Here is a 26136-nt window from a genome sequence, read left to right on the forward strand (position 1 = left end):
CTTGGTGACAATAGCGTTTTGGACCCACCTGACCCCATGCCGAACTCAGTAGTGAAACGAAACAGCGCCGATGATAGTGTGGCATTTGCCATGTGAAAGTAGGACATCGCCAGGCTCCTAATTAGAGAAACCCGATTCGAAAGAGTCGGGTTTTTTGTTGCCTGTAGAAAAATAAAACACCCAACCAAGACCCTACTACTTCTATCCTTGTAGGCATAGTGTGGCATTTGCCATGTGAAAGTAGGACATCCTACTGCGTAGCGCACCATGGCTCCTAATTAGAGAAACCCGTTGCAGTAATGCAACGGGTTTTTTCGTGTGTGGCGCGCTTTTACATCGCGCGCCACCCGCGAATAGACACCCCATGACACGGAATAAACCCGCTGCTACGCGATAAGCTCGCCCCAACACGTGTGTCGTCGCGATTTTACATCGCGTGATAGACTTTTAGCCGCAGGCTATCAGCCGAAACACAGAGACATTAAGTGTCAGCTGACCTGTGTGGGTGTTAGGTGCTGAGTCTCTCAGCACTTGCCCTGCTCATTCTTCACACCTCCACTTGCTTCAGTTACGTTGTTATGCGATAAAGCGTTTATATTTGTAATACAATTTAGGTTTGCTGTGTCTCGTAAGAAAACTACTAAGTCAAAAGGCTCCTCAGGTTTAAACCGTAAAAATAGTGAAGCATTCATCGTTAAGTTCTCATCTCATCCAGATACGCATCAGTGCCCATCGGGTTTAATGTATAAAGTGATTGATGATGTTGAGGGGGAGCGCATAACGGAGTTTGATACTGTGGTGATTAATCAGCGCATTATGCTTGCTGATGGCAGTGTGATTGCCGATAGTTACAAAGCGGGTATGCCAGAGGTGTTCGCTTTATCTGAAGCAATTGAAGGATTAAAAGAAGGCTTGTTGCTAATGAATATTGGTTCTCGCTATGAATTTGTGGTCCCCCCAGAGCTTGCTTGGGGTAAAAAAGGTAACGGTGGCAAGATTGGCGCAAACGCAGTGCTGCATTTTGATGTTCGATTAATGCGTTTAGCTTAACTCTCTTCGCATGAGTTCCTTAGCATAAGTCGACAGTGTATTTAAAACGCGTTAACGTTGACTATTGGTTACTGAGGAATATTATGGACGCATTTACTTCACGAGTTTACTTTCTTCGCCATGGCGAGATAGCTACGCTAGGCATTCTTGCTGGGCAAATCGATATTGTTTTATCTGAGCAAGGCCTTGAACAAATGCGCCAAGCCTCTGCTGAGCTTATAAATTTAAATGCCATATATAGCTCACCGCTAAAACGTTGCTCAGTCCATGCAGATTATTTAGCCAACCAACATAACTTGAATGTACAGTACAATAACGCGCTGAAAGAGTTTAATTTCGGTGATTGGGACGGCCAAGACTATCAGCAACTTTGGCAGCAAACTAGTAAACCTCATATCGGTGATTTTTGGCAGCATCCTTGGCAAGTAAAAGTACCTAATGGTGAGTCTATGGCAGACTTTTATGCACGAGTAGAGGCATGGTGGCAAACGTTTTTACAATCATTGTGCGAATCTAAGCATGAACAGTCATTGGTAATTAGTCACGCAGGTGTGATTAAACAAATCCTTGCTATTGTTTGCCTGATGCCAAAACAATCAGCTACGCATTTAAATGTTTTCCATCTCCCTTATGCAGGGCTAATTACACTCGATGTATATATAGATGAACAAGGGCAAGCTTGGCCAAAAATTGTTTTTTAGCCATCTAGAGCGATATTCATTGAATTATTTACTTAGCCCGCCATAATACTCATATGCTATGGAATGGAGTGAAATTCTCCAGCTGTTCCCGCAACTGTAATCCATATAAATATATGGTCAGCCAGATACTTAGTACTAACAATTAATCATCGAGCGGGTCAACTCACGTCATTTTCTGGTACTTAGCAGTACTTTCTTGTGCGTTGTGCTTACTCGCCAAGAGAGAAAAAGCTTGCAACAAAATAGCCTTAGCGCTGCGCCATTGATATCAGTGTCTGATTTAAGTTGGGGTACTGCGAATAAAACCATACTTGAATCAATTAACCTTGAGTTAAAGGCAGGGCAGTTTATAGGTTTACTCGGCCCTAATGGGGCTGGTAAATCAAGCCTGCTGCGTTGTCTTTATCGTTACTTGAAACCTCAGCAAGGAGCTGTGCTGCTAAGCGGTCAAGATATCTGGCAAATCAGTGCTGATGAGTATGCAAAGCAGGTTGCTGTGGTTTTACAAGAATCACCATCGCAGTTTAATTTGTCTTTATTCGATGTGGTGAGTTTAGGCTTAACACCTCATAAGCGACTTTTTAGCGGTACGTCTGCCAATGATAAGCAACGAATATATCAAGCGATAGAGCAGGTTGGTTTATCTCATCATAGTGAACAAGCATTTGATTCGCTTTCAGGCGGCGAAAAGCAAAGAGCGCTCATTGCACGCTCTATTGTACAGCAGCCTAAGTTGCTCATCATGGATGAGCCAACTAGCCATCTTGATGTTAAATACCAAATTCAAATTATGGAATTAGCGAAGTCCCTCGATGTAACTGTGCTTGCCTCTTTCCATGATCTAAATCTCGCAGCGAGTTTATGTGATGAGCTACTGGTGATTGATGAAGGTCGCTTGGTTTGTCAGGGGCAACCAAAAGCGGTGCTAACAGAGCAGCTGTTGAGCGATGTATTTGACGTCTGTGCAGCGGTATCTGCTCATCCGCAATCAAGCACTGAAAAGTTTATTCCGCATATAACTTATTTCTATGGTTATCAGACACAGGAGCATCAACATGACTGATACAATGCGTTTAAGTATATGTGTTGTCGTTGGAGTTATTAGTTGCTTTTTAGCACTGAGCTTTGGTGCTGCAAATACACCGCTGAGTGAGGTTTTCAATGGCTTGTTTAGCCAAGGTAGCGATGAATTTGTGCAGCGCATTATTTGGCAGTTGCGTATGCCAAGAACAGTGCTGGCATTTTTAGCGGGATCTGGACTTGCTCTCGCGGGATTAATTTTGCAGACCGTAACCCGAAACCCACTTGCTGATCCTTACTTGTTTGGTATTTCTTCCGGGGCTTCATTTGGTGTGGTGTGCTTTATAGCCCTAACAGGTGTGAGTTTTGGCTTTAGTATGTCAGTTGCAGCATTTGCCGGAAGCTTACTTTCTATGCTGTTGCTTATTGCTATTGCAGGGCGTCGCCATGTTGGCCAAGTTGAAGCCATGTTACTTGCTGGTGTTGCTCTATCTTTTTTATTTAGTGCTCTGACTAGTCTGCTGCTTTATTTTAGCGATCCTCAAGCCATAACCGCTATTTTGTTTTGGACTATGGGCAGTTTTTCTCGTGCCCAGTGGGACACTCTTTGGTTGCCATTTGCCGTTATTATTGCCTGCATGACGCTGATGATTGCATTTCGTCGTCAGCTCAATGCAATGCTGCTTGGTGATGAAAGTGCTGCGACCTTGGGGATTCATGTACAGCGCTTTCGAATCATGATGCTGCTGCTAAGCTCATTAATTACAGCAGTGCTTGTTGCCATGTGTGGGGGCGTTGGTTTTGTCGGCCTGATGATCCCACATATTGTGCGCTACTTTTCACCGCAAGGCAGCAGCCATAACTTAGTTATGACATCCTTGGTCGGTGGTATTTTTATGGTGTGGGTAGATGTGTTATGCCGAACCCTATTGAATACCCAAGAACTACCCGTTGGTGTGATCACCGCAGCTATCGGTAGCGTGTTCTTTTTATTTTTACTTTACTTTCGTAAACAGAGCAGGTAGCTGATGTTTAATATCATGCCAATTAACCAACAATTTTCAGCTGTTATTCAACAAAAAATAGACCTTAAAACAAAGCCGCTTGGTGCCTTAGGTCAGCTTGAGAATTGTGCTAAACAATTAACGCTTATTTTTTCAAAGCAGCTTGATAGTGAGCAGGCACTAGTTGCCTTTAAACCGGTTATTTCAACCCCCTCTTTGGTTGTATTTGCAGGCGACCATGGTGTGGCAAGCCAAGGGGTGTCAATTGCTCCTAGCAGTGTTACATCACAAATGGTGGCAAACTTTGCAGCAGGAGGTGCAGCGATCAATGTTTTTTGTCGCCAGCTTGGCTGGCAGCTAGAAGTTGTTGATGCTGGAACACTCACTACGGCACACGATAAAAGTGTGCATAACCAGCGTTTAGGTGAAATCACTGCACCACTGCATACTGAAATGGCTATGTCACTTAATCAGGTTGAAAAAGGGTTTGAATTAGCCAAGCAGCGAGTTCATTCACTCTATGAGCAAGGCTGCAATACCATCGCCTTTGGTGAGATGGGCATTGGCAATACCACAAGTGCTGCAGCACTAATGGCTGCTTTGTTGTCTTTACCTGCCAGCCAATGTGTTGGTAAAGGCACTGGTGTGAGTGACGAGGTTATTGCTAAAAAAATCAAGGTTGTTGAGCTAGCCCTTCAATTACATCAAGCCCATTTTGACGACCCTTTAATGACGCTAGCGGCATTAGGTGGGTTTGAAATTGTACAGATCACCGGTGCCATTTTAGCTGCTGCTGAGCTTGGTATGGCTGTGATCGTTGATGGCTTTATTTGTACCGCAGGGGCGCTTGTTGCAACTCGTATTAATGCAAACGCTCGTGATTACATGTTATTTGCCCATGTCTCTGATGAGCAAGGACACAAAATAATGCTCAATGCCTTGCATGCATCACCTTTATTACAGCTCGATTTACGTTTAGGAGAGGGCACTGGGGCTGCGCTTGCCTTACCTTTACTGCAAGCATCTTTGGCGTTTTACAATGACATGGCAAGTTTTGCCGATGCTAATGTTAAGCAAGTAGTTTGATATGAGCGTTGAACATCACACTTCAAACACGACCCCAAGCCAGCTTCAGTTATTTTTGCTGGCGCTTAGTTTTCTAACGCGTATCCCCGTTAAATTAAACTTTGAGGTATCGAGCACGGCACTCAATCAGGCCAGCCGTTATTTTGCATTAGTTGGAGTGTTATTAGGTGTACTTTTAGCGCTGAGCTTTTTACTGCTAAGTTGGTTATTCCCTGTAGCCATTGCAGTCGCGTTAGTTATGGCGTTTAGCTTGGTAATCACAGGGGCCTTTCATGAAGATGGTCTAGCTGATGTGTGGGATGGCTTTGGTGGCGGTTGGCAAGTTGCAGATAAGCTGAGCATTATGAAAGATAGTCGCTTAGGTACCTATGGTGCTGCGGCGTTAATGATGGCCTTATTAATTAAGTACCAAACACTCGTCGCACTTAGTGAAGTAACCAGTACTCTGATTATTGCACTTGTTTTAGGGCAAAGCTTAAGCCGTGTTGTCGCAACAAGTTTAATTGCAGACATGGACTATGTAAGTCAGGACGCCACATCTAAAGTAAAACCAATAGCGATGCATTTAAGCACGCAAAGTTATCAAATACTGCTAGCAACGGGCGGTGCGGTGTTAGCAATTGCATGGTTGTTTTTTGGCTACACCCTAGGGCAAATATTAATACTCGTCAGTGTGCTTTTTGTTACTCGTTTACTATTAAAGCGCTGGTTTGAAAAACAGTTATCTGGCTATACCGGTGATTGCTTAGGAGCAGCCCAGCAAGTGTCAGAGCTTGCTACCTACCTTTACTTGGTGAGTTTATTATGAGCCAACAACATACTTTAATTTTAGGTGGTGCGCGCAGCGGTAAAAGCCGTTTTGCTGAGCAGCAGGCAATAAATTCAAACAAGCCGCTTATCTACATTGCCACAGCAAATGCAGGTGATGAAGAAATGACAGCCCGAATTAATAGGCATCAAGCAGAGCGTGCTAAGCATTGGCAACTTGTTGAAGAGCCTTTGTATTTAGCCAAAGCATTACAACAGTATAGCCAAGCTGAAAACTGTATTTTAGTGGACTGTTTAACCCTGTGGTTGAGTAATTGCTTATGCCAGCATGGTGAAACATTTTGGCTTGAGCAAAAAGCGGCCTTACTTGATGTGCAAGCAAAATTGCTTGGTGAAGTGATTTTTGTTAGTAACGAAGTAGGTCATGGTATTGTGCCGCTCGGTGAATTAAGTCGTCAGTTTGTTGATCATTCTGGCTGGTTGCATCAAGCCTTAGCACAGCAAGTTACACGTGTTGAGTTTGTGATTGCAGGCCTTGCACAAACCTTAAAAAGTGAAAAATCATGAAAACAATAATGGTGCAAGGCACGACCTCAGATGCAGGTAAAAGTACTCTTGTCGCAGCACTTTGCCGAATCTTTGCTGAGCGAGGCGTTAAGGTTGCGCCCCTTAAGCCACAAAATATGGCATTAAATAGCGCTGTAACCGCCGATGGTGGCGAGATAGGTCGAGCACAAGCTCTACAAGCTATAGCAGCAAAAGTGCCCGCAGAAGTCGATTTTAACCCTATCTTATTAAAACCTAACAGCGATACCGGGGCGCAGGTCATTGTTCATGGTAAAGCGCTGTCGAATATGGAAGCGGGCAGTTATCATGACTACAAAAAAGTGGCGATGGATGCGGTTCTTACTTCGCAGCAGCGCTTAAGTGAGCGTTTTGAATTACTTATTGTTGAAGGAGCAGGGAGCCCTGCAGAAATTAATCTGCGTGAAAATGATATTGCCAATATGGGCTACGCCGAGGCGGTAGATTGCCCAGTGATCATTATTGCCGATATCGACAAAGGTGGTGTGTTTGCCCATTTAGTCGGTACATTAGCGTTATTATCAGAATCAGAGCAAGCGCGAGTAAAAGGCTTTGTGATTAATCGTTTTCGGGGTGATATTGCGTTATTGCAAGGTGGCCTTGATTGGTTAGAGCAATACACCAATAAGCCAGTGCTTGGGGTGTTACCTTATTTACATGACTTAGCACTAGATGCTGAAGATGCCGTTGCTATAACTAATCAGGTCGATAAACCGCAATTACGCATAGCAGTGCCGTTACTCCCTCATATTAGTAATCACACAGATTTTGATGCTTTGCGATTACAACCCGAAATCGATTTACAGTATGTACGTCATACTCAGGCTATTCCAAGTGTTGATCTGATTATTATTCCGGGTAGTAAAAATGTACTTAGCGACTTAGCGTTTTTAAAAAATGAAGGTTGGCATAAACAAATAACACGTCATCTACGCTATGGTGGCAAAGTGCTCGGAGTATGTGGTGGGCTGCAGATGTTAGGTAACTACCTTGCTGATCCACATGCTGTTGAATCTAATTTAGGTAGCGCAGAAGGACTAAGGCTTGCTGACTTTGAAACCCAATTAGGGCAACAAAAAGTACTAAGCCAAGTCTCTGGCACTCTTCATTTAAACAATAGCAATAAAGCAATTTCAGGTTATGAAATTCACGCAGGGATAAGCCAAGGGCCGGCATTTGAAAAGCCATTTTTGAGTTTTAATAATCACCCAAGTGGATTCAAAGTAGATGGCTTTATTAGTAATGATAACCAAATAGCAGGTACTTACTTACATGGCTTGTTCGATACCCCTGAGGGCGTATCTGAGCTAATAACTTGGCTTGCACCAAATAGCCAAATAAATCCCATTGATATTAATTTAAACCGTGAACAGCAGTTAAGCCGTTTAGCAAACGTGGTAGCAGAGAATCTCGATATTGAACAAATCATCAATATTTATGAGAATTTCAATTTAGAGGCATAAGGAACAATAATGAGCGAACAGAATCAAGATAAGCACCAACAACGCCAGCAAAAAGTTAAAGAAAAAGTCGACGAACGGATTGCTGCTGCACAAAAAGAACAGGGTATTTTTCAGGTTATAACTGGCAATGGCAAGGGTAAATCGACTTCTGGGTTTGGTACTGTTGCACGTGCGGTTGGTCACGGAATGAAAGCGGCTGTGTGTCAGTTTATTAAAGGGACTTGGGAGTGCGGTGAGCGTAACCTATTGGAAAAAGCAGGGGTTGAATTTGTTATTATGAACACCGGTTTTACTTGGGAAACACAAAACAAAGAGTCAGATACCGCTGCTGCGCAGGTGACATGGCAAGAAGCAAAAAGAATGCTGAAGGATGACTCGATTAACCTCGTTATGCTAGACGAAATAACCTACATGATCACCTACGGCTATATTGATTTAGATGAAGTGCTAGAGGCAATTGGCTCTCGCCCTGCTATGCAATCGGTGATTATTACTGGGCGTGGAGCGCACCGAAAATTGACCGACTTAGCTGATACAGTCAGTGAAGTCAAAAATGTAAAACACGCTTTTGATGCAGGAATAAAAGCGCAAAAAGGGTTCGATTATTAACATGAAGGCCATCAAGTTTGCACTCTTAGGTGTTTTATTTTATTTACCAGCATTGGCTCAGGCTCATGAAATAAAACAGCCTCAGCGTATTGTTGCTTTAGCACCGCATATCGTTGAAAACCTATTTGCGATTGGTGCAGGAGAGCGCATTGTTGGTACCGTTGATTATGCAGACTTCCCTCAGCAAGCGAATGATATCGAACGGGTAGGCGGTTATTACGGCATCAACATGGAAAAACTGTTGTCGTTAAAACCAGACCTTGTTTTGGCTTGGAAAACGGGCAACAAAGCCGACGATCTTGCTTACATTGAAAAATTAGGCATTCCGGTAGCGTACAGCAACCCAAATCAGGTTGATAATGTTGCTGATGAACTACGTAAACTAGGCACGCTTACGCATTTGCAAACAAAGGCAAATAAAGTGGCTAAAGAGTTTGAAGCTAAGCTGAGTGCTATTCGTGCAGCCCAAGAGGGTAAAACGACCGTTTCGGTGTTTTATCAATTATGGCCAGAGCCGATGATGACAGTTGGCGGAAATACTTGGATCAATCAGCTATTAACCATTTGTCATGCGGATAATGTGTTTGCTAATAGCGATACAGACTACCCGCGCATTAGTATTGAAAATGTATTGGTAGCAGAGCCAGAAGTCATCATTATCCCAGATGAAAAATCGAAAAAGCCTCAGCCTAAAATTGATTGGCGACAATGGGCAGAAATGCCAGCGGTGCAGCATAACCAGTTTATTAGTGTGAATGCAGATTTATTGCACCGCTTTACAACCCGCATGCTTGATGGTTTGACTGATATGTGTGGTAAAATAGACGTTTCTCGTCAGCAAATACAGGCTTCAAAATGAACGATTGGCAAACACTTCTAGATACCGAGCTTGCTAAACCCTACATGCAAGAAACCTTGCAATATGTGGCAGATAGACGTGCAGCAGGCGTTAGCGTTTATCCAAAAGATGAACAGGTATTTTCAGCTTTTGATGCCACACCATTAAGTGAAATCAAAGTGGTTATTTTAGGGCAAGATCCTTACCACGGAGAAGGCCAAGCCCATGGTTTGTGCTTTTCTGTATTGCCTGAAGTTAAAAAGTTACCTCCCTCTTTGAAAAATATGTATAAAGAGTTGGCAACCGATATTGATGGTTTTGAAGTACCTCACCATGGCTATTTGCAAAGTTGGGCCGAGCAAGGTGTGTTTTTACTTAACACCGTACTGACGGTCGAGCAAGGGCAGGCTCATTCTCATAAGCACCTTGGCTGGGAGCAATTTACCGATGCAGTGATTGCGTTTATCAATCAGCATTGTGAGGGGGTGGTGTTTATATTATGGGGCGCACATGCTCAGAAAAAAGGTAAACATATTGATACCTCGCGTCATCATGTGATTCAAGGTCCGCATCCATCACCGCTTTCTGCTCACCGTGGCTTTTTTGGTTGTCAGCACTTTTCAAAAGCAAACCAGCTACTTAGCGATCAAAATAAAACGCCAGTAAATTGGTCTTTACCACAAATTCTATAACAGAAATGCAAAAGGCCCAATTGGGCCTTTGAATTTACAAAAAGTCTAGCTCATCAATAGCAATACTGTCTGTAAAGTAGTCTAACTCCTGTAGTTCTTTGCGTAATCTATGCTTATCTTTTAACGCTTCGATTTCACGCCATTTTCTCTTTTTATTTTTTGTAGAGGTCTTTCTTGTTTTATTAGGACCTTCTAATATTTCTAAAATATCGTCTAGGCTATCCATGAACTTCTCCTATTGATTTTTTGAACCTCGGAAATACCTATACCACAGGCTGCTTAAAAATAGAATAAAAAAGTGACAATACTGTTACAGAACTGTGATTGATAGATGAATAGATCAATGATTTAGTTATTTTAGAAACAAAAACGCCACCGAGCGGTGGCGTTTCAAAAAAATGCTGTTGTGCAAATTACATCGCTTTAAAGCGAGCTTCTAATTCAATTTGAGCTTGAGCGAACGAGCGGATACCTTCAGCTAGTTTCTCTGTTGCCATAGCATCTTGGTTGTGTAACCAACGGAACTGGCTTTCAGTTAGCGGTGCTGGTTTTTCTTCAACAGTAAAGTCGCTCTCTAGTAAGTACTCTTGTGCATCAGTTAATTGGCCTAACTCTTCTAAAAGAGCAGGGCTAATCGTTAACTTATCACAGCCTGTAAGCGCGATGATCTCGCCTGTGTTACGGAAGCTTGCGCCCATAACAACCGTTTTGTAACCGTGGCGTTTGTAGAATTCGTAAATACTACGTACTGATTGCACACCAGGATCGTTTAGCGGATCAGTTGGTTTTTCCATGCCATTAGCAACGTGCCAATCTAGAATACGGCCAACGAATGGTGAAATTAAAAATACATTTGCATCGGCACATGCGCGGGCTTGTGCTTCAGAGAATAACAGCGTTAAGTTACACTTAGTGCCTTCTTTTTCAAGCTGTTCTGCGGCTTTGATACCTTCCCACGTTGATGCAACTTTGATTAGAATTTTATCTTTGCTCACGCCTTCTTTTTCGTAAAGGCTCAGTAAAGTGTGAGCTTTGTCGATAGTCGCTTGGGTATCAAATGATAAACGAGCGTCTACTTCTGTTGAGATATAGCCCGGTACGATTTCGCTAATTTCTTTACCGATTAATACAGCGAAGTAATCACATGCTAACTCAAGTTGTTTAGCTGCATCTTGCTCGGTCTCTTTAGCGTATTGCCACGCTTTATCTAAATAAGGCTTATACGCTTCAATTTCACTGGCTTTTAAAAGTAAAGATGGGTTTGTTGTTGCATCTTCTGGTTGGTGCTTTTTGATAGCTTCGATATCACCTGTATCTGCAACAATAGATGAATGCTGTTTAAGCCTTTGTAGTGCTGAAGTCATTTGCTTTCCTCATTCCAAGCAAGTTAAAAGAAAATCCATTATAGCGGCCTTAATACTGCAACACTATGACAGTGTTTAATAGGTTATATGTCCTTAATTTAGAAAACCAAGGCATTAGGTGTAAAAATGCAGTGTATCAAGGCAGGATGAAACAAAACGTGCATTTTGATTCAATTAATGTTGAAATTGACATCAAACAAATTACAAGTCAATAGCTAACTATGATCACTGTTATTTCACCAGCAAAAAATTTAGATTACGAAACACCAGCCACGACCGATAAATTCACTCAACCTGAATTACTCGAGCACAGCGAAGAGTTAATGTCAGTTTGCCGTGATTTAACACCTGCGCAAATTGGTAGCTTGATGAAAATCAGCGATAAACTAGCTGGTTTAAACGCAGCACGATTCGCAGAGTGGTCACAGCCCTTTACTACCGATAACGCAAAACAAGCGGTGCTGGCTTTTAATGGTGATGTGTATGGTGGTTTAGATGCAGCAACATTGACGAGTTCAGAGCTAGATTATGCACAATCTCACTTACGTATTTTGTCTGGTCTTTACGGTGTGCTGAAGCCACTTGATTTAATGCAAGCTTATCGCCTTGAGATGGGCACCAAGCTTGAAAATCCACGTGGTAAAAACCTCTATGAATTTTGGGGCAGCGTGATTGCCGAAAAGCTTAATACTGTGCTTGCTGAGCAAGATAGCAAGTATTTAGTTAATCTTGCTTCTAATGAGTATTTTAAAGCGGTTGATAAAAAAGCCTTAAATGCACAAATTATCACGCCACACTTTAAGGACTGTAAAAACGGCCAATATAAAGTGATCAGCTTTTATGCGAAAAAGGCCCGCGGCATGATGGCGCGTTACATCATTGAAAATAAAGTTACCCAATTGAGTGATTTAAAAGATTTCACCGTTGCAGGTTATTACTTCAGCAGCGATGCAACAGCAAAAGAATTAGAGCCCGTTTTCTTACGCGAAGAGCAGAACTAATTTTTAGTAAAATGAATTAGAAGAGCCGTGCTAAGCACGGCTTTTTTATGGTTTTAATATACTAAATTAGAAATGGCGTTCATTTTGCTAAATACTTTGTTGAGCAATTAATTCAACAAGGTATAAAAATGTTAAAAATTCCGTCAGTAAGTGAAGCTGAAAAGCTGATAGAAGAAAAACTCGGTGGCTGGGTTGATATCATCATAAGCCATATTCCAAACTTTATTGTCGCAGTAATAATCACTATCGTGTTTTCATTGCTGGCGCGTATTGTTGGTTCAATGCTCAGAAAGCTATTACGCCGCTCGCTAGAGTCTTCGCAAATAGCCGATTTAATGTCGTCGATAGTAAAAGTCATCGTGTTATGTGTAGGCTTATTTGTAGCCCTTGATTTCTTGGGGCTTAGAGGTACTGTCACCTCATTACTCGCGGGTGCTGGTATAGTTGGCCTTGCCATTGGTTTTGCCTTTCAGGATATGACAGAGAACCTTATAGCAGGTATTGCTATGGGTATTCGCAAACCATTTAAAACAGGTGATGTAATTCGCACCGAAAGTGTGTTTGGTACCGTCAAGGCGATTAACCTTAGAAACACTCTTATCGAAAACTTTTATGGGCAACTTATCTTGGTGCCTAATAAGATTCTGTTTAGAAATATACTCAGCAATTACAGTACATTAGGTGTGCGTCGTATTGAAGTGCCTGTGGGTATTTCGTATGCTGACGACCCAGAGCAAGCGGCAGAAGTTATAGTTAAAAAAATCAATGAGTTTGATTTTGTCATTAAACAAGAAGAAACCGCTGTGTACGCCGAAAGTTTTGGTGATAGCAGCGTTAACTTATTGGTTTGGTTTTGGATTAAATACCCAGGCGAAGCAGATTTCATGACCGTTCGTCACAAGGCAGTTGTGGCAGTCAGAAGCGCGCTGAGCGAAGCTGACATGACCATCCCATTCCCAATCCGCACGTTAGATTTTGGTATCAAAGGCGGCGAGAAATTAAACGCCATGATAAGCGAAAAGCACCAAGATAAAGACGCTGAGGCACCGCAAACCGATGAGTAAAATTTACTGACTCACCGGCGTGATTTACACAGGGAAGTGTGTTTGAGTGGCTAGGGCGTTGCATGGTATTTGTTTCTAGTTTATTTTCGCCTAGATAAAATGAATCGCTTTTGCCTTTAGGAGGTGTTAACGTAAATGCTCTTAAGTTCTGCTTTAAGCGATCAAGAGATGGTCGTCAAACAGAACGTGTATTAAAATCTATATAGCAGATGTTCGCTAATATGAATCTAAAACAATGGTTAATTTTACTTGAACGCTATAGTTTTAATTATATTTCAAAAATGATTTCCAATATTTGAGTAAGTCTAGATTCATTATCTTCATCAAGTGGAATAAAGTATTTACCAGTGCTTTTTAAGTACTCAACATGAATATCCTCAAGACTCTTTTGATAACCAATATCATCGACTCGTATCTCATCTTCTTGAATGACGTATTTATCAGATCTCTTAGAAAGAAAAATATAATCAAAGTTTTCTAAGCTAACTTTACCTAAATCCTCTAGTTTTTTATAGAATAGAAGGTCATTGTTATCATTTTTTAACACTATCTTGGTATGGGCTATGATATCTGGTAATCCCCTATCATAAATGATGAAATCAAAATTTTCATTTGCATATTTTAGCTCATTTTCCATTTGTCTCATGATTAGCCACGACGTAGAAAAAGCGTTTTGTTCATGGTTCAATTTAAAAGGACATTCTCGAGCTACTTCGCTGATAGTTTTTACATTTTTATTAAGTGTTTTCAGTCGCTTTTCAACCATATTTATTAGGGTGGTTTTCCCCGTCCCAAAGACGCCGGTTACCAGTATTTTTTTCATTCTTAAACCTAATTAAATTGGTGATACTGTCTTGTCGTCATTCCATATATCTTCGAAATACTTCTTGTAATATTCATATCCAATACCACCTTGTTTATATTGATATGACATTGTTAGCTGGCTCTTCTTTTTTACCATAAAGGGACCTGTGAATAAGTTACTATCAATTCTCATTATGGAGTCTATAGGTAAGCAAGAATATTCTCTTATTTGAATTGTAGAATCTGATAGGTTCAGTTCTTTCTGGGTGCTTTCAACCCATTCAACTAAATCTGAAATAGCTTTTTTTATAGAACCTTCTTGAGCCATTTCATCTATTTCTCTTTGAACTATAAAGTTAGACTCTTTGTTTGGAATAAGAAATCTTATTTTTAATCCTTTTTTTAATCTTTCCTTCAATATATCTCCTTGATAATTAATAAAGCCACTTGCTCCTAATGCTGCGATGTCTAACTCTTCTGATTTCAACAATAATTTATTGGTTACTGTATTCATTTCCTGTCTCGTTTTGAATATTGAAACCAATTTCCAAGAGTTAATTACTTTCATGAAATTAACTTCTGGTAGTGTTATGTGATACTCTACAAAATTAATAATAACGACTGCTAATATTGAGCAACCAATACTTAGTAGTACTGTGTTAATGCTAATTTTCTCTATATTATCAATAGAAGAATTTGTGGGGTAAAAATTAGCAAATAGAATAAGGATTATACTGAGGAGCAGTATTAGTAATTGAACAATGTTTTCTCTTTTCATTTATATCGCCTTATTTGATAGGGGGTAATTTTATTAATGTTATATATCCACTTTTATTGGCAGTGTGGTTTTCAAAAATATAGTATACTCCTTGAGTATAGGTGTTTACACAACAAAAGTTTGCTTTACTCTCGGACTTGAGTGAACTAAATTTGAAAATTACGTTTAAGAACAGCCATATTCACTCACCAGCCTATTAGTCTATGCCAAAAAAAGCTATAAAACCACTAACCGGCACCATTACAATAACTTTCTGTTTTAACGTAGCTCGATTGCATTGAGAATTGACAAAGAAGTGCTCAAAAAGTGTAACTAATCTAATACGTGTCGTGTGAAGTAGCCACTTGGAGTCTTGTCAACTTGTGCGTCATGGTTAGGGTATTAAGCAAGCCGAAATGTCTCGGTATACTATATTTTTAAATCAATTGGTTACAGTTATTTAAAAGCGAATGTGGTAGTTTATCTTAAAGAAAATTGAACAATAGGAGATAGTTTCAAGAACTCATTTTAGTGATGTCGAACTGTGGAAGTTATCCTAACTAAGTGGTGAGAAACTTTAAATTTCTTTCAAGGAATGCAGAACTTACGGAAATCAAGTATCATCTCGAGAATACGTAACAAAAACTGATACTATAGGATAGCGAAACTGTGTATGTCTATGGATCCAAAAACAGATTATTCATAAACACGACATTAGGTTGCAGATCAAGATGTTCGTACTGTTATCTGCCATCACTTGATTATGAGCTGGGTGCATCAAATCTTATGATTAAGAACAGTGATTATGTAATTGGAATGGTTGAAGCTAGAACTGATTTTATTAAAGGTAAGAAAGGTACTATCATCTCTCTGGGGTGCTACTCAGAGTGTTGGGATGAGCCTGTTCGTGAATCGACTTTAGCATTGATAAAGTACTTTCTCCGAAAGGGTAACCCGGTTCAGTTCGCAACGAAGCGTTACGTAGCTTGTGAGGATATAGAACAAGTGAGCAAGCTAATATCTTGGAGAGGACAACTGAGCATTTTCATATCTTCAACTACTCTTACTAAGTGGAATTCGATAGAAAGGGGAACTGATTCTCCTGAAATTAGGTTTGGAAGCTTCGATTTGACAAAAAAAACTGGAGTGCCTGTGTATTTGTATATTAAGCCAATAATAAAATCCGTAACTATATCTGATTTGAATAAATATGTAGATATTGTAAAAAATAAAGATGTATCAGGTGTGATAGTTGGCAGTAAGTTTATTATGAATAATGATAATAATAGCAAGTTAGCTCCTATAAGTAATGGAAAGTTGAAATATAATGAAAAGAGCCTAGAAGAAGAGTACATGTATGTGACACTTTCCCAAGAGGTGCAGACTTTTACTGAAAGTGTTCAAGCTATAGATTATTGGAGAAATCATGCATAAGGAAAAATAGACGAGTTAAGTGAGCTATTGAATTCCAATGGTTTCTTGTCAACAACTCTTGTTGATACATTGGATATGAATCTGTCTAAAGAAATTATTAAAGATCTAGTTTTTGTTGTTGGATATAACTATATAGAACTAAATGAACAAGGTACTGGAGATATTATTATAACAGCGGGAGTAGTACCAGAAGATTTACGAGAAGTACTAACTATTCGAAATAAAAAGCTTAATGGTAAATTATCAAAAAGGGTTGAAACCACCTTCAACACTTTATTAGATATTAAAAGGCAATCAAATATTCTAGAACTTTATCCTAGAGAGATGAGGAAGAGCATTAATGAAAAAATTATGAATAATAATATTGATACTTTTTTCTTTAACCAAATCAAGTCAAGAATTATTTGTTGAAAAATTTTAAAAAAATCATGGTTTTTAACATGGTTTTATTGTTTGTAACTAAGTTGAGAATATAAAGAATGATTATCGCTATTGAAGGCATCGATGGGAGTGGTAAAAATACTCAGGCTAAGCTTTTGGCAAAAAAACTATCGGAAATCGGCCACGATGTCGTACTTTTTGGGTTTCCGTGTTACTCGGAAACTTTTTTTGGTGAAGAAGTAGGCCACTACTTAAATGGTGAGTTTGGAGGATTGGATGAGGTTCCACCTAAACTTGCCTCGATGCTCTATGCTGGTGATAGATTCGAAAAGAAAGGGGATATTCTGAAAGCCCTGAATAATGGTACAGTGATTATCATTGATAGATATGTATCTTCAAATATCGCACATCAGTCGGCAAAATTAGTAGGGGCTGAGAGAGTGAAGCTCCAGCACTGGATAGAAAAACTTGAATATGATGTATATGGATTACCAAAAGCCAATATCAATATCTTACTAAATCTAGATGCAGTGAATTCATCTAAGTTAGTTCAACTTAAAGACACTCGTGATTACACTGCGAAAAGTCATGACTTGCATGAGGAAAACTCTAGTTATTTAGAAGAGGTTGCAGTAGTTTATTACTCCATTGCAAAAAATGCTGGTGATTGGAAAGTTATTAATTGTTTAGAAGGGAATTCACTGAGATCTATCGAAGATATATCAAATGATGTTTTTTCAACAGTTTTGGAAACGTTAGATTAGTGCTAATTACATTCTCATTTTGTCTTTGATAGAGTCTTACTGTGTCAGAGATATCTAACTCTAAAAGAAATACAATATATACAACCCGTTAAGAAGATATTCAGTATTCTACCCCAGTTAGGGGTAGACCGCCTAATACATATGTCTTGTTTGAAGCGAATATACTGTACGGTTGTTAGTAGAGTGGCTAGGGTAAATTTTGTTGATTTCGTATTTCTGACCTCTTGATGTTTTTAACCTTATGCCTGAAATTATCCGTACTTTTCTAATCTACATAATTAATCTAAGAAGATTTTGTCTAAAAATCAGCTTACTCTCACGTCTGCTGTTTACTAAAAACAATGGTGTTGTGCTTTTAGATAACTTCTTCGTGCGTTCACGCGAAATAAATTTCACGCCTACGGTGAGGTATTTTTGACTTAGCGATCAAGCTTGATGCTGGTGGCTTTCGCTTTGCTTAGAGCAACCTACAAAGTTACAACAAAAAAGCGCAAGCAGTTTAACTGGTTGCGCTTTTTGATTATTTGATATGCCAATGATTAGTGGAGGATACGTGCTCTGATTGTACCTTCAACGGCACTTAGTTCTTTAAGGGCTACTTCAGAGTGATCGGTATCTACATCGATGACCACGTAACCAATCGCTTCGTCAGTTTGTAAGTACTGGGCAGCGATATTAATACCGTGCTGTGCAAACGCTTGGTTAATTTGCGTTAGAACACCTGGGCGGTTGTGGTGTACGTGTAATAGGCGGCTACGGTTTGCAAGCTCAGGTAGTGATACTTCAGGGAAGTTAACCGCAGTAATGGTTGAACCATTATCAGAGTATTTAGCGAGTTTACCTGCTACTTCAATACCGATATTTTCTTGTGCTTCTTGTGTTGAACCACCAATATGTGGAGTCAAAATTACGTTATCGAACTCGCGCAGTGGTGATACAAATTCTTCATCATTTGATTTTGGTTCGACAGGGAACACGTCGATTGCTGCGCCGCTTAGCTTTTTATCACGTAGTGATTCTGCTAGTGCATCGATATCAACAACCGTACCGCGAGACGCATTGATCAAGATGGCGCCTTGCTTCATTACTTCAAGCTCAGCCATACCAATTAGGTTCTTCGTTTGCGGTGTTTCTGGTACGTGTAAGCTAATAACGTCAGCACGTTGTAGTAACTGAGTAAGGTTATGAACTTGTGTTGCATTACCCAGTGTTAGCTTGTCTTCAATATCGTAAAACTCAACGTTCATACCGATATTTTCAGCCATGATCCCTAGCTGTGTACCGATGTGGCCGTAACCAATAATACCTAACGTTTTACCACGCGCTTCAAATGAACCGTTGGCAGATTTTAACCAACCGCCACGGTGCGCGAGAGCATTACGCGCTGGAATACCACGAAGTAATAATAAGATTTCACCAAGTACTAATTCTGCTACAGAGCGGGTGTTCGAGAATGGTGCGTTAAATACCGCAATACCACGTTCACGAGCACCTTGCAGGTCGACTTGGTTAGTACCGATACAGAAGCAGCCGATTGCGACTAGCTTTTCAGCTGCTTCTAATACCGCTTCATTAATATGAGTGCGAGAACGAAGGCCTACAAAGTGCACATCTTTAATGCGCTCAATGAGCTCGTCTTCAGGTAAGGATGTTTTTACGTAATCAATATTACTGTAGCCATTACGCTTAAGCGTTTCTACAGCACTTTGGTGCACGCCTTCCAGCAAGAGAATTTTAATTTTGTCTTTTGCTAACGATACCTTACTCATATCCTCATTCCTATTTACTTGATTTGCGGCCCATTTTTGGTGCCGATAATGACTTTATCTGCACCGCGATGGGCAAATAAGCCGTTTGTTACTACACCCACAATCTGGTTGATTGTTAGTTCTAATTCTTTGGCATTGCTGATATCTAAATTGTGTACGTCTAAAATAACGTTACCGTTATCTGTTACAACACCTTCACGGTAAACGGGGTCACCACCTAGTTTTACGAGTTCACGAGCTACATAGCTGCGTGCCATCGGGATCACTTCAACCGGCAGTGGAAAAGCCCCTAATGTTGCAACTTCTTTAGATTCGTCAACAATACAAACAAATTGTTTTGCGACTGCTGAAACGATTTTTTCACGTGTCAGCGCTGCACCACCGCCTTTGATCATTTCGTTGTGTGGGTTGATTTCGTCTGCACCATCAACATACACATCAAGACTTGATACCTCGTTAAGCTCGAATACTTCAATACCCAGTGCTTTTAGCTTTTCAGTTGAAGCCTCAGAGCTTGAAACCGCACCAACAAGGGTGTCTTTTACGGTACCCAGTGCATCAATAAAATGATTGACTGTTGAGCCTGTACCTACACCCACTATGGTGTTTTCATTTACAAACTCGAGTGCTGCCCAGGCAGCGGCTTTTTTTAATTCATCTTGCGTCATAATTATGTGCTCAGTTAGCTGTCAGAGAGGGCCCATAGTATACAAATAGTTTGCTTACCATTGGTAGATTTTCTCTGGGGTTATAATATGTTTTAACGGTACATCCCACGATTCAATCGGCAATGCTGAAACATGCTGACATTGATGGGCAAGGCCTATCAAAATCGGTTTTTGCCAGTTTTCTTGGTAATACCGTGCCAACGTTTTGTCATAAAACCCACCGCCCATTCCTAAACGGTTACCTTGATCATCAAATGCCACTAATGGCATAAGTAAAATATCAAGCTTGTCTAAAGGACATATTTGACTGCAATTCAACTTGGGCTCCAAGATACCATAGCGGTTTGCTGTCATGGGTGAATTTTCTTCATACCTCTGAAAGTACAAAGTTGTACCATTGAAGGGGTGAATTATAGGCAGGTATAAATGCTGTTCTTGCATCCATAATTCTTTAATTAACAATGAGGTGTCTAATTCGCCATCATTACTGAAATAAATACCGATGTGGGCGTTTTTAGTGGTTTTTAGTGATTTTAAGTGTTGAGTAAAATTCACTTTCAGCGCAATTGCTGCATTTTTTTGTTGCTCAACAGTCAGTGAATTGCGCTTTTTTCGAATGGATTGTCTAATTTCTGCTCGCGTGTTGCTCATGTCAATATAGGTGTTAACTTTCTAAAAAAGAGAAAAACTCAGGAAAAAGCTCTACAACGCCAAGAATAGCTAGTAACAAAATCACCATGGCGATGAGTGAATAAAGTAATGTATTAGAGCGTTTTTTAACGGGCTCTGTTAACTCTTCTTCCAGCAGTAAGTCATCTTCTTGCCAGCTATCTTCGTTATCTTGTGGATTGGTACTCTCACTTTCAGGCAAACGCTGTTCTAGATCATCAAGCTTTTCTTCAAGGCGAATGAGGCTACTTGTAATGTAATCTAAGGCATCAAAAATGCGTTCATCACGTTGTTTAGCCTCAAGACTTGCATTCGTTTGTTGATTAACTTGGTTTTGATTTACTGGCTGGAGCTTAGCTTTAATCCCCACGCTTGCCAACAGCTTTGCTTGCTTTAATGCTTTTTCTTGTTCGCTAGGTGCAAAGAGTGGTTTATGTTCAAAAAGAGTGGCTACTTTATCTGTATTTGTTTTTAATTTTGCTGCAAGTTGCTCAGTAGCGTGTGCTTGATCAACACCGGCTTCTAGCCCTGCAAACATCACACGAAATTTTTCAGCCATGTTGTGATTATCCAATTCCTTAAATCAATGACTTGAGTATATACCCAAATAGATTAGTGGATAAACAAAAGCCCGTATAAAACGGGCTTTTTCTTTATAAATGAGTCATCGTCTAGTTAGTACTTAGCTGCTTTGCCTTCAGCTGGTAGTGATTTAAGGATAAACTCACGTAAATCATTATTTGATGATTCAAGATCAGCATGACGTAAATACATCATGTGGCCACTGCGGTAGCCTTTAAAGCTTAGGCGGTCTTTCATTTTGCCGCTTGGGTCTAATTGCCACATTGTGTATTTAGCATCAAAGTAATTGGTTGCACCATCGTAGTAACCTGATTGGATCATCACGTTTAAGTATGGGTTTTGCGCCATCGCTAAACGTAAATTTTCACCTGTGTTATTACCAGTACGATCCCAAGGGTGAACATTACCAAATAGGTTGTATTTGATATCTGTTTTGTAGTTAAGCTCTTCACGTAGGTAATAGTTAATTGCTGGCGTGAATGAATGTAACCATGAGGTAAGCTCTGCCCAGTAATCAGGTGACTCACCTGCATCACGTTTATCAATACCTAAATAACGAGAATCCAAGCGACCCACTGTTTGACCGCGCTCGCGTAATAGTTCTTTCCAGAAGAAATTAGTAGGAATATCAAGGTTGTTTTGTTCAACAAACTTTTCAGATAAGCCTGCGTATTTTGCTGCTTGCTTGATGATTGCGCGTTTTTCATCGGCAGCTAAGAAGCCACCTTTAGCTATCGCTGGTAAGAACTTATTAACGGTAAACTCTTCAACTTCAGGCAGTAACTCATCTAAGTCTTTTGCTTGTAAGTCTGCACTGAGGGCTTTGTGGTACCAAGCCGTTGCGGCAAAGTAAGGTAGGCGATTTGCTGCTTCTACCGGGCCTTCGCGTTTAATACCAATTTCAGTTGGTGATACTAAAATAACACCGTTGATATACATCCACTGGCGGTTTTGTAATTCGTGAGCAAGGCCTGAAACGCGAGTTGTACCATAGCTTTCACCAATTAAGAACTTAGGTGAGCGCCAACGCTCGTTGCGCGACACAAAGGTATTTAACCACTCAGCCAAATATTTGATGTCGGCGTTTACACCAAAAAACATTTTTTGTTGGTCAGCTTTACTTGGTAACTCTCCTTTATCGTTTTCAAGAACGCGAGAGTAACCCGTGTTTACTGGATTGATGTAAACAATATCAGCCACGTCTAAAATTGAATATGGATTATCTTTTACGCCATAGGGCTGAATTGGGTAGCCTTCGTCATCAATTTTTAATACACGTGGTCCAGTATAAGCAAGGTGCATCCACACTGACGCAGAGCCAGGGCCGCCATTAAACGAAAAAACCAGTGGACGTTTTGTTCTATCGTCTACTTTATCGCGGGTATAATAAGTATATTGCAGCGTTGCAACCGCATTACCTTGCTCATCCCAAACTGGTTGGGTACCTGTTGTTGCAGTATAAGAGAAGCGCTCACCGTTAATACGTGCTTTATGTTCTGTAACAACACTGCTGTCAACGTCTATGCGTCGTTCATTATCAGCAAAGCTGGGGGTGCTGAAGGTCAGTGTTAGGGCTGTTACTGACAAGCCAATAAAACTAACTAGTTTCATGTTGATTCCTTATTATTCGAGTTGCTGCTATTAAAGAGAAAAGCTCGCTTGAAGACAAACTATTGAGACTAGTGACCAATAATAGCTGTTAAATAGGAAGATTCTCTAAACTGCGTGGTTAATTACTAAAAAGTACTTTTTAATAAAGATATTTTGCTTAATCATTTAGCTAGATTAAAAAATAACGTATATTTGGCATGTTGGTAATTTGTGTACATCTGCATAGAAAAGAGAAGTTGCAATGCAAAGAGTGTTAGTTGTTGAAGACAGTAAAGTAGTACAGCAAGTGTTACGCCACTTATCTGCCCACTATTTAGATGTGGATGTCGACTTTGCTTGGTCTTTGCAAGAGGGCATAGATTTAATCGCTGAGCATGACTACACCCTCGCTTTAGTCGACTTAACACTGCCCGATGCGATGAACGGTGAAGTGGCTAAATACACCTTATCAAAGAATATTCCTACCGTTGTGTTAACGTCTAAAATTGATGAATACATTCGTCAACAAATGCTAGAACTTGGTGTGGTTGATTATGTTGTTAAAGATAATCGTGACTCATACCACTATGCTATTAAGCTTGTTGCACAACTACTTAGAAACCATGGTTCAAAGGCACTTGTTGCCGATGATTCGGTATTAAGTCGCACCTTGATGAAGCAAATGTTAGAAAAGCAGCTTTTTAATGTAAGTGATGCCCACGATGGTGAGCAAGCATTGCAAATGCTCAAAGATGACCCTGAAATTAAGCTTCTACTCACTGACTATGCAATGCCAACGATGGATGGCTTTGAGCTTGTTAAAGCGGTGCGTAATTTTCGAGGCCGTGATGACTTAGCTATTATAGGTTTATCAGGTGCAGGTAAGCACGGTTTGTCGGCACGTTTTATCAAGTACGGCGCTAATGACTTTTTGACTAAGCCATTTATGAATGAAGAGTTTCATTGCCGTGTAATGCAGACGATGGAACAGCTTGCCCTAATCGCAGACATTAAAGAAAGCGCATACCGGGATCACTTAACCGGGCTTCATAATCGCCGTTATTTTTATCAATACGCTGAGAAAATCCTAAAGAAAACAGAACAAAAGAATGTACTGGCATTACTCGATATTGATTTTTTCAAAACGATTAATGATCAGTTTGGTCACGAAGCGGGTGATCATGCATTAAAGCAAGTAACCACCTTTTTAAAAACCAAGTTCGACGACTTCACAATTGCTCGCATTGGTGGGGAAGAATTTGCAGTTGTGTTAGACAACATGGACCTTGAAAAAGCAGAAGCAAGGTTAAATAGTTTCAGGGAACAACTTGCGGAGCACCAGTTTTCAATTAATGGCGAACCTTATTCACTCACCATGAGTATTGGCATGACCGCATTTCAACATGTCTCACTCACAGCCGCAATGCGCTTAGCTGATAAAGCTTTATATCAAGCTAAACAGCAACAACGTAACTGCGTGGTCCGTTTATAGTATCAATACGCAATAATACTTAATTATTTAAGGGATTAAAGCTGTTGCTAGCCGATTGAAAAATAATTGCTTTACGACTTCATGGATGCAAAGCAATAACCAAGTATAACTAAGTAACGAGATTTTTGCTTTGCTATAATCAAGGTTTAATTGCTTGAATTGCACCAGTGCTGGTTAATTGTTAAAAAAATGCACCCTTGTGGTGCATTTTTTTTGTTTGTAAGTGACTAATTGTATTTAACCAGTTGAAAATAAATAATAAAAAATAGTGGCACAAAGGTTGGATTGTTAAAGCCAACAGGATAACAATAAGCGTCCGAAGGGGGCCACTATGAAAATGATTAGTGCAATAATAAAGCCATTCAAACTTGATGATGTGCGTGAAGCACTGGCTGATTTAGGCATTGAGGGGATGACAGTTGTCGACGTTAAAGGCTTTGGCCGCCAACGTGGTCATACTGAGCTATACCGTGGAGCTGAATACCAAGTCGATTTTATTCCTAAAATTAAACTTGAAATTGCAACTCGTAGCGAAAATTGTCAACGCGTTGTTGAAACCATCACGAAAATTGCTTCAACAGGCAAAATTGGTGACGGCAAAATTTTTGTTTACGACCTAGACCAAATCGTCCGTATTCGTACCGGCGAACTTGATGAAGAAGCAATTTAAGGGGGATTTATGGAAAACACGATTGTAGAGTTGAAGTTCTCACTCGACACTTTTTACTTTTTGATGTCGGGTGTTTTAGTCATGTGGATGGCTGCCGGTTTTGCGATGCTAGAGGCGGGTTTAGTTCGTGCAAAAAATACAACAGAAATACTGACTAAAAACGTAGCACTTTTCTCGATCGCCTGCACCATGTTCTTACTTGTGGGTTATAACATCATGTATGTTGATAACGCTGAAGGCGGTTTTGTTCCTTCTTTTGGTGCTTTAATTGGTACACAAGCAGCTGATGCAAATCACTCATTAGAGTCTGATTTCTTCTTCCAAGTTGTATTTGTAGCTACGGCTATGTCTATTGTATCTGGTGCTGTTGCTGAGCGTATGAAGTTATGGGCATTTTTGATCTTTACTGTTGTTATGACAGGTTTCATTTACCCGATTGAAGGCTATTGGACTTGGGGCGCAGGCTTTTTATCTGAAATGGGCTTTGTTGACTTTGCAGGTTCTGCAATTGTTCACGGGGCAGGTGCTGCGGCAGCGCTAGCAGGTGTACTTTTCCTTGGTGCTCGTAAAGGTAAATACGGTAAAAACGGTGAAATTTACCCAATTCCTGGTTCTAACTTACCACTTGCCACACTAGGCACATTAATCCTTTGGATGGGGTGGTTTGGCTTTAACGGTGGTTCCCAGCTGCTTGTTTCTGACGCTGAAAATGCAACAGCAGTGGGTAAAATCTTCTTAAACACTAACGCAGCAGCGGCATGTGGTGCTATTGCAGCACTGTTCGTATGTAAAGTGCTTTGGGGGAAAGCTGATTTAACTATGGTACTAAACGGTGCATTAGCAGGCCTTGTCACTATTACGGCTGAGCCAGCATCACCCACACCATTACTTGCTTGTCTATTAGGTCTACTCGGCGGTTCACTGGTTGTATTTAGTATTGTTGCACTTGATAAAGCAAAAATCGATGACCCTGTCGGTGCGATTTCTGTACACGGTGTGTGTGGTGCATTAGGCATTATGCTAGTACCACTTTCAAACTCAGATGCAACCTTCGTTAATCAATTAATTGGCTTAGTGTGTATCTTAGGATTTGTGTTTATCGCGTCATCAATTGTATGGGCAATTCTGAAAAATACCATGGGTATCCGTGTTACCGAAGAAGAAGAATTAAACGGTATGGATCAACATGACTGTGGTATTGATGCTTACCCTGAGTTTGTATCAGTTCGCAGTAACTAATTTTAGTGCGTGCTTCAGCACGCACATACAATAATCATTGTGTGTTCAAATCAAAGCTCTACTCAGGTAGGG

Annotated in this window: 28 protein-coding genes, 1 rRNA gene and 1 riboswitch; of the genes, 20 read left to right on the forward strand and 9 right to left on the reverse strand. The window is 40.4% G+C overall.

Going from position 1 to position 26136, the window contains the following annotated elements; genetic code table 11:
- From rrf to ung, 12 genes are all read left to right on the forward strand, one after another.
- Positions 1-115 (forward strand): 5S ribosomal RNA (gene rrf / locus PAARA_RS17135).
- A gap of 506 nt (positions 116-621) precedes the next feature.
- Entirely contained in the window at positions 622-1050 is a 429-nt protein-coding gene (locus tag PAARA_RS17140) for an FKBP-type peptidyl-prolyl cis-trans isomerase (protein ID WP_062570223.1), read from the forward strand.
- 83 nt (positions 1051-1133) lie between these two features.
- Positions 1134-1751, forward strand: coding sequence for a histidine phosphatase family protein (locus PAARA_RS17145; protein ID WP_062570224.1), 618 nt, complete (start codon positions 1134-1136; stop codon positions 1749-1751).
- A gap of 45 nt (positions 1752-1796) precedes the next feature.
- Positions 1797-1887: riboswitch (adenosylcobalamin-variant (AdoCbl-variant) riboswitch) on the forward strand.
- 96 nt (positions 1888-1983) lie between these two features.
- Positions 1984-2814 (forward strand): ABC transporter ATP-binding protein, encoded by an 831-nt coding sequence (locus PAARA_RS17150; protein WP_062570780.1) that lies wholly within the window; start codon positions 1984-1986, stop codon positions 2812-2814.
- Positions 2807-3796: a FecCD family ABC transporter permease gene (locus PAARA_RS17155; RefSeq protein WP_245219989.1), complete on the forward strand. Its 990-nt coding sequence runs from the start codon at positions 2807-2809 to the stop codon at positions 3794-3796. The genes PAARA_RS17150 and PAARA_RS17155 overlap by 8 nt, the downstream gene beginning before the upstream one ends.
- 3 nt (positions 3797-3799) lie before the next feature.
- On the forward strand, positions 3800-4861 hold the full coding sequence (gene cobT / locus PAARA_RS17160) for a nicotinate-nucleotide--dimethylbenzimidazole phosphoribosyltransferase (protein ID WP_062570226.1): 1062 nt from the start codon (positions 3800-3802) through the stop codon (positions 4859-4861).
- 1 nt (position 4862) lies between these two features.
- A complete protein-coding gene (locus PAARA_RS17165; protein WP_062570227.1) occupies positions 4863-5669 on the forward strand; it encodes an adenosylcobinamide-GDP ribazoletransferase in 807 nt (268 codons plus the stop codon).
- Positions 5666-6196 (forward strand): bifunctional adenosylcobinamide kinase/adenosylcobinamide-phosphate guanylyltransferase, encoded by a 531-nt coding sequence (cobU, locus tag PAARA_RS17170; protein WP_062570228.1) that lies wholly within the window; start codon positions 5666-5668, stop codon positions 6194-6196. Before PAARA_RS17165 ends, cobU begins: the two co-directional genes overlap by 4 nt.
- Entirely contained in the window at positions 6193-7677 is a 1485-nt protein-coding gene (locus PAARA_RS17175; RefSeq protein WP_062570229.1) for a cobyric acid synthase, read from the forward strand. The genes cobU and PAARA_RS17175 overlap by 4 nt, the downstream gene beginning before the upstream one ends.
- 9 nt (positions 7678-7686) lie before the next feature.
- Positions 7687-8286, forward strand: a complete 600-nt coding sequence (cobO, locus tag PAARA_RS17180) for a cob(I)yrinic acid a,c-diamide adenosyltransferase (protein WP_062570230.1) — start codon at positions 7687-7689, stop codon at positions 8284-8286.
- Between the two features lies 1 nt (position 8287).
- On the forward strand, positions 8288-9145 hold the full coding sequence (locus tag PAARA_RS17185; protein WP_062570231.1) for a cobalamin-binding protein: 858 nt from the start codon (positions 8288-8290) through the stop codon (positions 9143-9145).
- Complete coding sequence (ung, locus tag PAARA_RS17190; RefSeq protein ID WP_062570232.1) at positions 9142-9816, forward strand: uracil-DNA glycosylase; 675 nt, start codon at positions 9142-9144, stop codon at positions 9814-9816. Before PAARA_RS17185 ends, ung begins: the two co-directional genes overlap by 4 nt.
- A gap of 34 nt (positions 9817-9850) precedes the next feature.
- Here the strand turns inward: ung and PAARA_RS17195 are convergent, their stop codons facing one another.
- The gene (locus PAARA_RS17195) at positions 9851-10042 is read right to left on the reverse strand and encodes a DUF3545 family protein (protein WP_062570233.1); all 192 of its coding nucleotides are present in this window, start codon (positions 10040-10042) and stop codon (positions 9851-9853) included.
- A gap of 187 nt (positions 10043-10229) precedes the next feature.
- Positions 10230-11180 (reverse strand): transaldolase, encoded by a 951-nt coding sequence (gene tal, locus PAARA_RS17200; RefSeq protein ID WP_062570234.1) that lies wholly within the window; start codon positions 11178-11180, stop codon positions 10230-10232.
- Positions 11181-11401: 221 nt separating this feature from the next.
- Here tal and yaaA point away from each other — a divergent pair, with 221 nt between their 5' ends.
- Complete coding sequence (gene yaaA / locus PAARA_RS17205; protein WP_062570235.1) at positions 11402-12181, forward strand: peroxide stress protein YaaA; 780 nt, start codon at positions 11402-11404, stop codon at positions 12179-12181.
- A gap of 128 nt (positions 12182-12309) precedes the next feature.
- Positions 12310-13245: a mechanosensitive ion channel family protein gene (locus PAARA_RS17210; protein WP_062570236.1), complete on the forward strand. Its 936-nt coding sequence runs from the start codon at positions 12310-12312 to the stop codon at positions 13243-13245.
- Between the two features lie 268 nt (positions 13246-13513).
- Here PAARA_RS17210 and PAARA_RS17215 read toward each other — a convergent pair whose 3' ends face one another.
- Together PAARA_RS17215 and PAARA_RS17220 are read right to left on the reverse strand one after the other, a co-directional pair.
- Complete coding sequence (locus tag PAARA_RS17215) at positions 13514-14068, reverse strand: AAA family ATPase (RefSeq protein WP_062570237.1); 555 nt, start codon at positions 14066-14068, stop codon at positions 13514-13516.
- Positions 14069-14080: 12 nt separating this feature from the next.
- On the reverse strand, positions 14081-14827 hold the full coding sequence (locus tag PAARA_RS17220) for a hypothetical protein (RefSeq protein WP_062570238.1): 747 nt from the start codon (positions 14825-14827) through the stop codon (positions 14081-14083).
- A 765-nt stretch (positions 14828-15592) separates the two neighbouring features.
- On the opposite strand from PAARA_RS17220, the gene PAARA_RS17225 reads away from it, so the two are divergent.
- The 3 genes from PAARA_RS17225 to PAARA_RS17235 all read left to right on the forward strand — a co-directional run bounded on the left by PAARA_RS17225 (position 15593) and on the right by PAARA_RS17235 (position 17385).
- Entirely contained in the window at positions 15593-16240 is a 648-nt protein-coding gene (locus PAARA_RS17225; protein ID WP_062570239.1) for a hypothetical protein, read from the forward strand.
- Positions 16241-16267: 27 nt separating this feature from the next.
- Positions 16268-16651, forward strand: a complete 384-nt coding sequence (locus PAARA_RS17230) for a hypothetical protein (protein ID WP_062570240.1) — start codon at positions 16268-16270, stop codon at positions 16649-16651.
- 68 nt (positions 16652-16719) lie between these two features.
- Positions 16720-17385 (forward strand): dTMP kinase, encoded by a 666-nt coding sequence (locus tag PAARA_RS17235; protein WP_062570241.1) that lies wholly within the window; start codon positions 16720-16722, stop codon positions 17383-17385.
- A gap of 539 nt (positions 17386-17924) precedes the next feature.
- On the opposite strand, the gene serA is transcribed toward PAARA_RS17235, so the two are convergent.
- The 5 genes from serA to PAARA_RS17260 form a co-directional block, all read right to left on the reverse strand.
- The gene (serA, locus tag PAARA_RS17240) at positions 17925-19154 is read right to left on the reverse strand and encodes a phosphoglycerate dehydrogenase (protein ID WP_062570242.1); all 1230 of its coding nucleotides are present in this window, start codon (positions 19152-19154) and stop codon (positions 17925-17927) included.
- Positions 19155-19168: 14 nt separating this feature from the next.
- Complete coding sequence (gene rpiA, locus PAARA_RS17245; RefSeq protein ID WP_062570243.1) at positions 19169-19822, reverse strand: ribose-5-phosphate isomerase RpiA; 654 nt, start codon at positions 19820-19822, stop codon at positions 19169-19171.
- A gap of 54 nt (positions 19823-19876) precedes the next feature.
- On the reverse strand, positions 19877-20473 hold the full coding sequence (locus PAARA_RS17250) for a 5-formyltetrahydrofolate cyclo-ligase (protein WP_062570244.1): 597 nt from the start codon (positions 20471-20473) through the stop codon (positions 19877-19879).
- 13 nt (positions 20474-20486) lie between these two features.
- Positions 20487-21050, reverse strand: coding sequence for a hypothetical protein (locus tag PAARA_RS17255; protein ID WP_062570245.1), 564 nt, complete (start codon positions 21048-21050; stop codon positions 20487-20489).
- A gap of 116 nt (positions 21051-21166) precedes the next feature.
- Complete coding sequence (locus PAARA_RS17260; RefSeq protein WP_062570246.1) at positions 21167-22684, reverse strand: S10 family peptidase; 1518 nt, start codon at positions 22682-22684, stop codon at positions 21167-21169.
- 241 nt (positions 22685-22925) lie between these two features.
- Here PAARA_RS17260 and PAARA_RS17265 point away from each other — a divergent pair, with 241 nt between their 5' ends.
- The 3 genes from PAARA_RS17265 to PAARA_RS17275 all read left to right on the forward strand — a co-directional run bounded on the left by PAARA_RS17265 (position 22926) and on the right by PAARA_RS17275 (position 26064).
- The gene (locus PAARA_RS17265) at positions 22926-24155 is read left to right on the forward strand and encodes a response regulator (protein WP_062570247.1); all 1230 of its coding nucleotides are present in this window, start codon (positions 22926-22928) and stop codon (positions 24153-24155) included.
- 331 nt (positions 24156-24486) lie between these two features.
- Complete coding sequence (locus tag PAARA_RS17270; RefSeq protein WP_054554260.1) at positions 24487-24825, forward strand: P-II family nitrogen regulator; 339 nt, start codon at positions 24487-24489, stop codon at positions 24823-24825.
- Between the two features lie 9 nt (positions 24826-24834).
- Positions 24835-26064, forward strand: coding sequence for an ammonium transporter (locus PAARA_RS17275; RefSeq protein WP_062570248.1), 1230 nt, complete (start codon positions 24835-24837; stop codon positions 26062-26064).
- Positions 26065-26136: the final 72 nt, after the last annotated feature.

The sequence above is a fragment of the Pseudoalteromonas arabiensis genome, from assembly GCF_001550155.1.
Classification (GTDB): Bacteria; Pseudomonadota; Gammaproteobacteria; order Enterobacterales; family Alteromonadaceae; genus Pseudoalteromonas; species Pseudoalteromonas arabiensis.

Excerpts from the sequence above, each read along its gene's own strand:
- PAARA_RS17145 (WP_062570224.1), top strand. The coding sequence starts at position 1,134 with ATGGACGCATTTACTTCACGAGTTTACTTTCTTCGCCATGGCGAGATA.
- cobU (WP_062570228.1), top strand. The coding sequence starts at position 5,666 with ATGAGCCAACAACATACTTTAATTTTAGGTGGTGCGCGCAGCGGTAAA.
- PAARA_RS17155 (WP_245219989.1), top strand. The coding sequence starts at position 2,807 with ATGACTGATACAATGCGTTTAAGTATATGTGTTGTCGTTGGAGTTATT.
- PAARA_RS17220 (WP_062570238.1), bottom strand. The coding sequence starts at position 14,827 with ATGAAAAGAGAAAACATTGTTCAATTACTAATACTGCTCCTCAGTATA.
- PAARA_RS17165 (WP_062570227.1), top strand. The coding sequence starts at position 4,863 with ATGAGCGTTGAACATCACACTTCAAACACGACCCCAAGCCAGCTTCAG.
- PAARA_RS17250 (WP_062570244.1), bottom strand. The coding sequence starts at position 20,473 with ATGAGCAACACGCGAGCAGAAATTAGACAATCCATTCGAAAAAAGCGC.
- yaaA (WP_062570235.1), top strand. The coding sequence starts at position 11,402 with ATGATCACTGTTATTTCACCAGCAAAAAATTTAGATTACGAAACACCA.
- PAARA_RS17195 (WP_062570233.1), bottom strand. The coding sequence starts at position 10,042 with ATGGATAGCCTAGACGATATTTTAGAAATATTAGAAGGTCCTAATAAA.
- PAARA_RS17275 (WP_062570248.1), top strand. The coding sequence starts at position 24,835 with ATGGAAAACACGATTGTAGAGTTGAAGTTCTCACTCGACACTTTTTAC.
- PAARA_RS17260 (WP_062570246.1), bottom strand. The coding sequence starts at position 22,684 with ATGAAACTAGTTAGTTTTATTGGCTTGTCAGTAACAGCCCTAACACTG.
- tal (WP_062570234.1), bottom strand. The coding sequence starts at position 11,180 with ATGACTTCAGCACTACAAAGGCTTAAACAGCATTCATCTATTGTTGCA.
- PAARA_RS17265 (WP_062570247.1), top strand. The coding sequence starts at position 22,926 with ATGCAAAGAGTGTTAGTTGTTGAAGACAGTAAAGTAGTACAGCAAGTG.
- ung (WP_062570232.1), top strand. The coding sequence starts at position 9,142 with ATGAACGATTGGCAAACACTTCTAGATACCGAGCTTGCTAAACCCTAC.
- PAARA_RS17270 (WP_054554260.1), top strand. The coding sequence starts at position 24,487 with ATGAAAATGATTAGTGCAATAATAAAGCCATTCAAACTTGATGATGTG.
- PAARA_RS17215 (WP_062570237.1), bottom strand. The coding sequence starts at position 14,068 with ATGAAAAAAATACTGGTAACCGGCGTCTTTGGGACGGGGAAAACCACC.
- cobT (WP_062570226.1), top strand. The coding sequence starts at position 3,800 with ATGTTTAATATCATGCCAATTAACCAACAATTTTCAGCTGTTATTCAA.
- PAARA_RS17225 (WP_062570239.1), top strand. The coding sequence starts at position 15,593 with ATGATTAAGAACAGTGATTATGTAATTGGAATGGTTGAAGCTAGAACT.
- PAARA_RS17175 (WP_062570229.1), top strand. The coding sequence starts at position 6,193 with ATGAAAACAATAATGGTGCAAGGCACGACCTCAGATGCAGGTAAAAGT.
- serA (WP_062570242.1), bottom strand. The coding sequence starts at position 19,154 with ATGAGTAAGGTATCGTTAGCAAAAGACAAAATTAAAATTCTCTTGCTG.
- PAARA_RS17235 (WP_062570241.1), top strand. The coding sequence starts at position 16,720 with ATGATTATCGCTATTGAAGGCATCGATGGGAGTGGTAAAAATACTCAG.
- PAARA_RS17255 (WP_062570245.1), bottom strand. The coding sequence starts at position 21,050 with ATGGCTGAAAAATTTCGTGTGATGTTTGCAGGGCTAGAAGCCGGTGTT.
- PAARA_RS17210 (WP_062570236.1), top strand. The coding sequence starts at position 12,310 with ATGTTAAAAATTCCGTCAGTAAGTGAAGCTGAAAAGCTGATAGAAGAA.
- cobO (WP_062570230.1), top strand. The coding sequence starts at position 7,687 with ATGAGCGAACAGAATCAAGATAAGCACCAACAACGCCAGCAAAAAGTT.
- rpiA (WP_062570243.1), bottom strand. The coding sequence starts at position 19,822 with ATGACGCAAGATGAATTAAAAAAAGCCGCTGCCTGGGCAGCACTCGAG.
- PAARA_RS17185 (WP_062570231.1), top strand. The coding sequence starts at position 8,288 with ATGAAGGCCATCAAGTTTGCACTCTTAGGTGTTTTATTTTATTTACCA.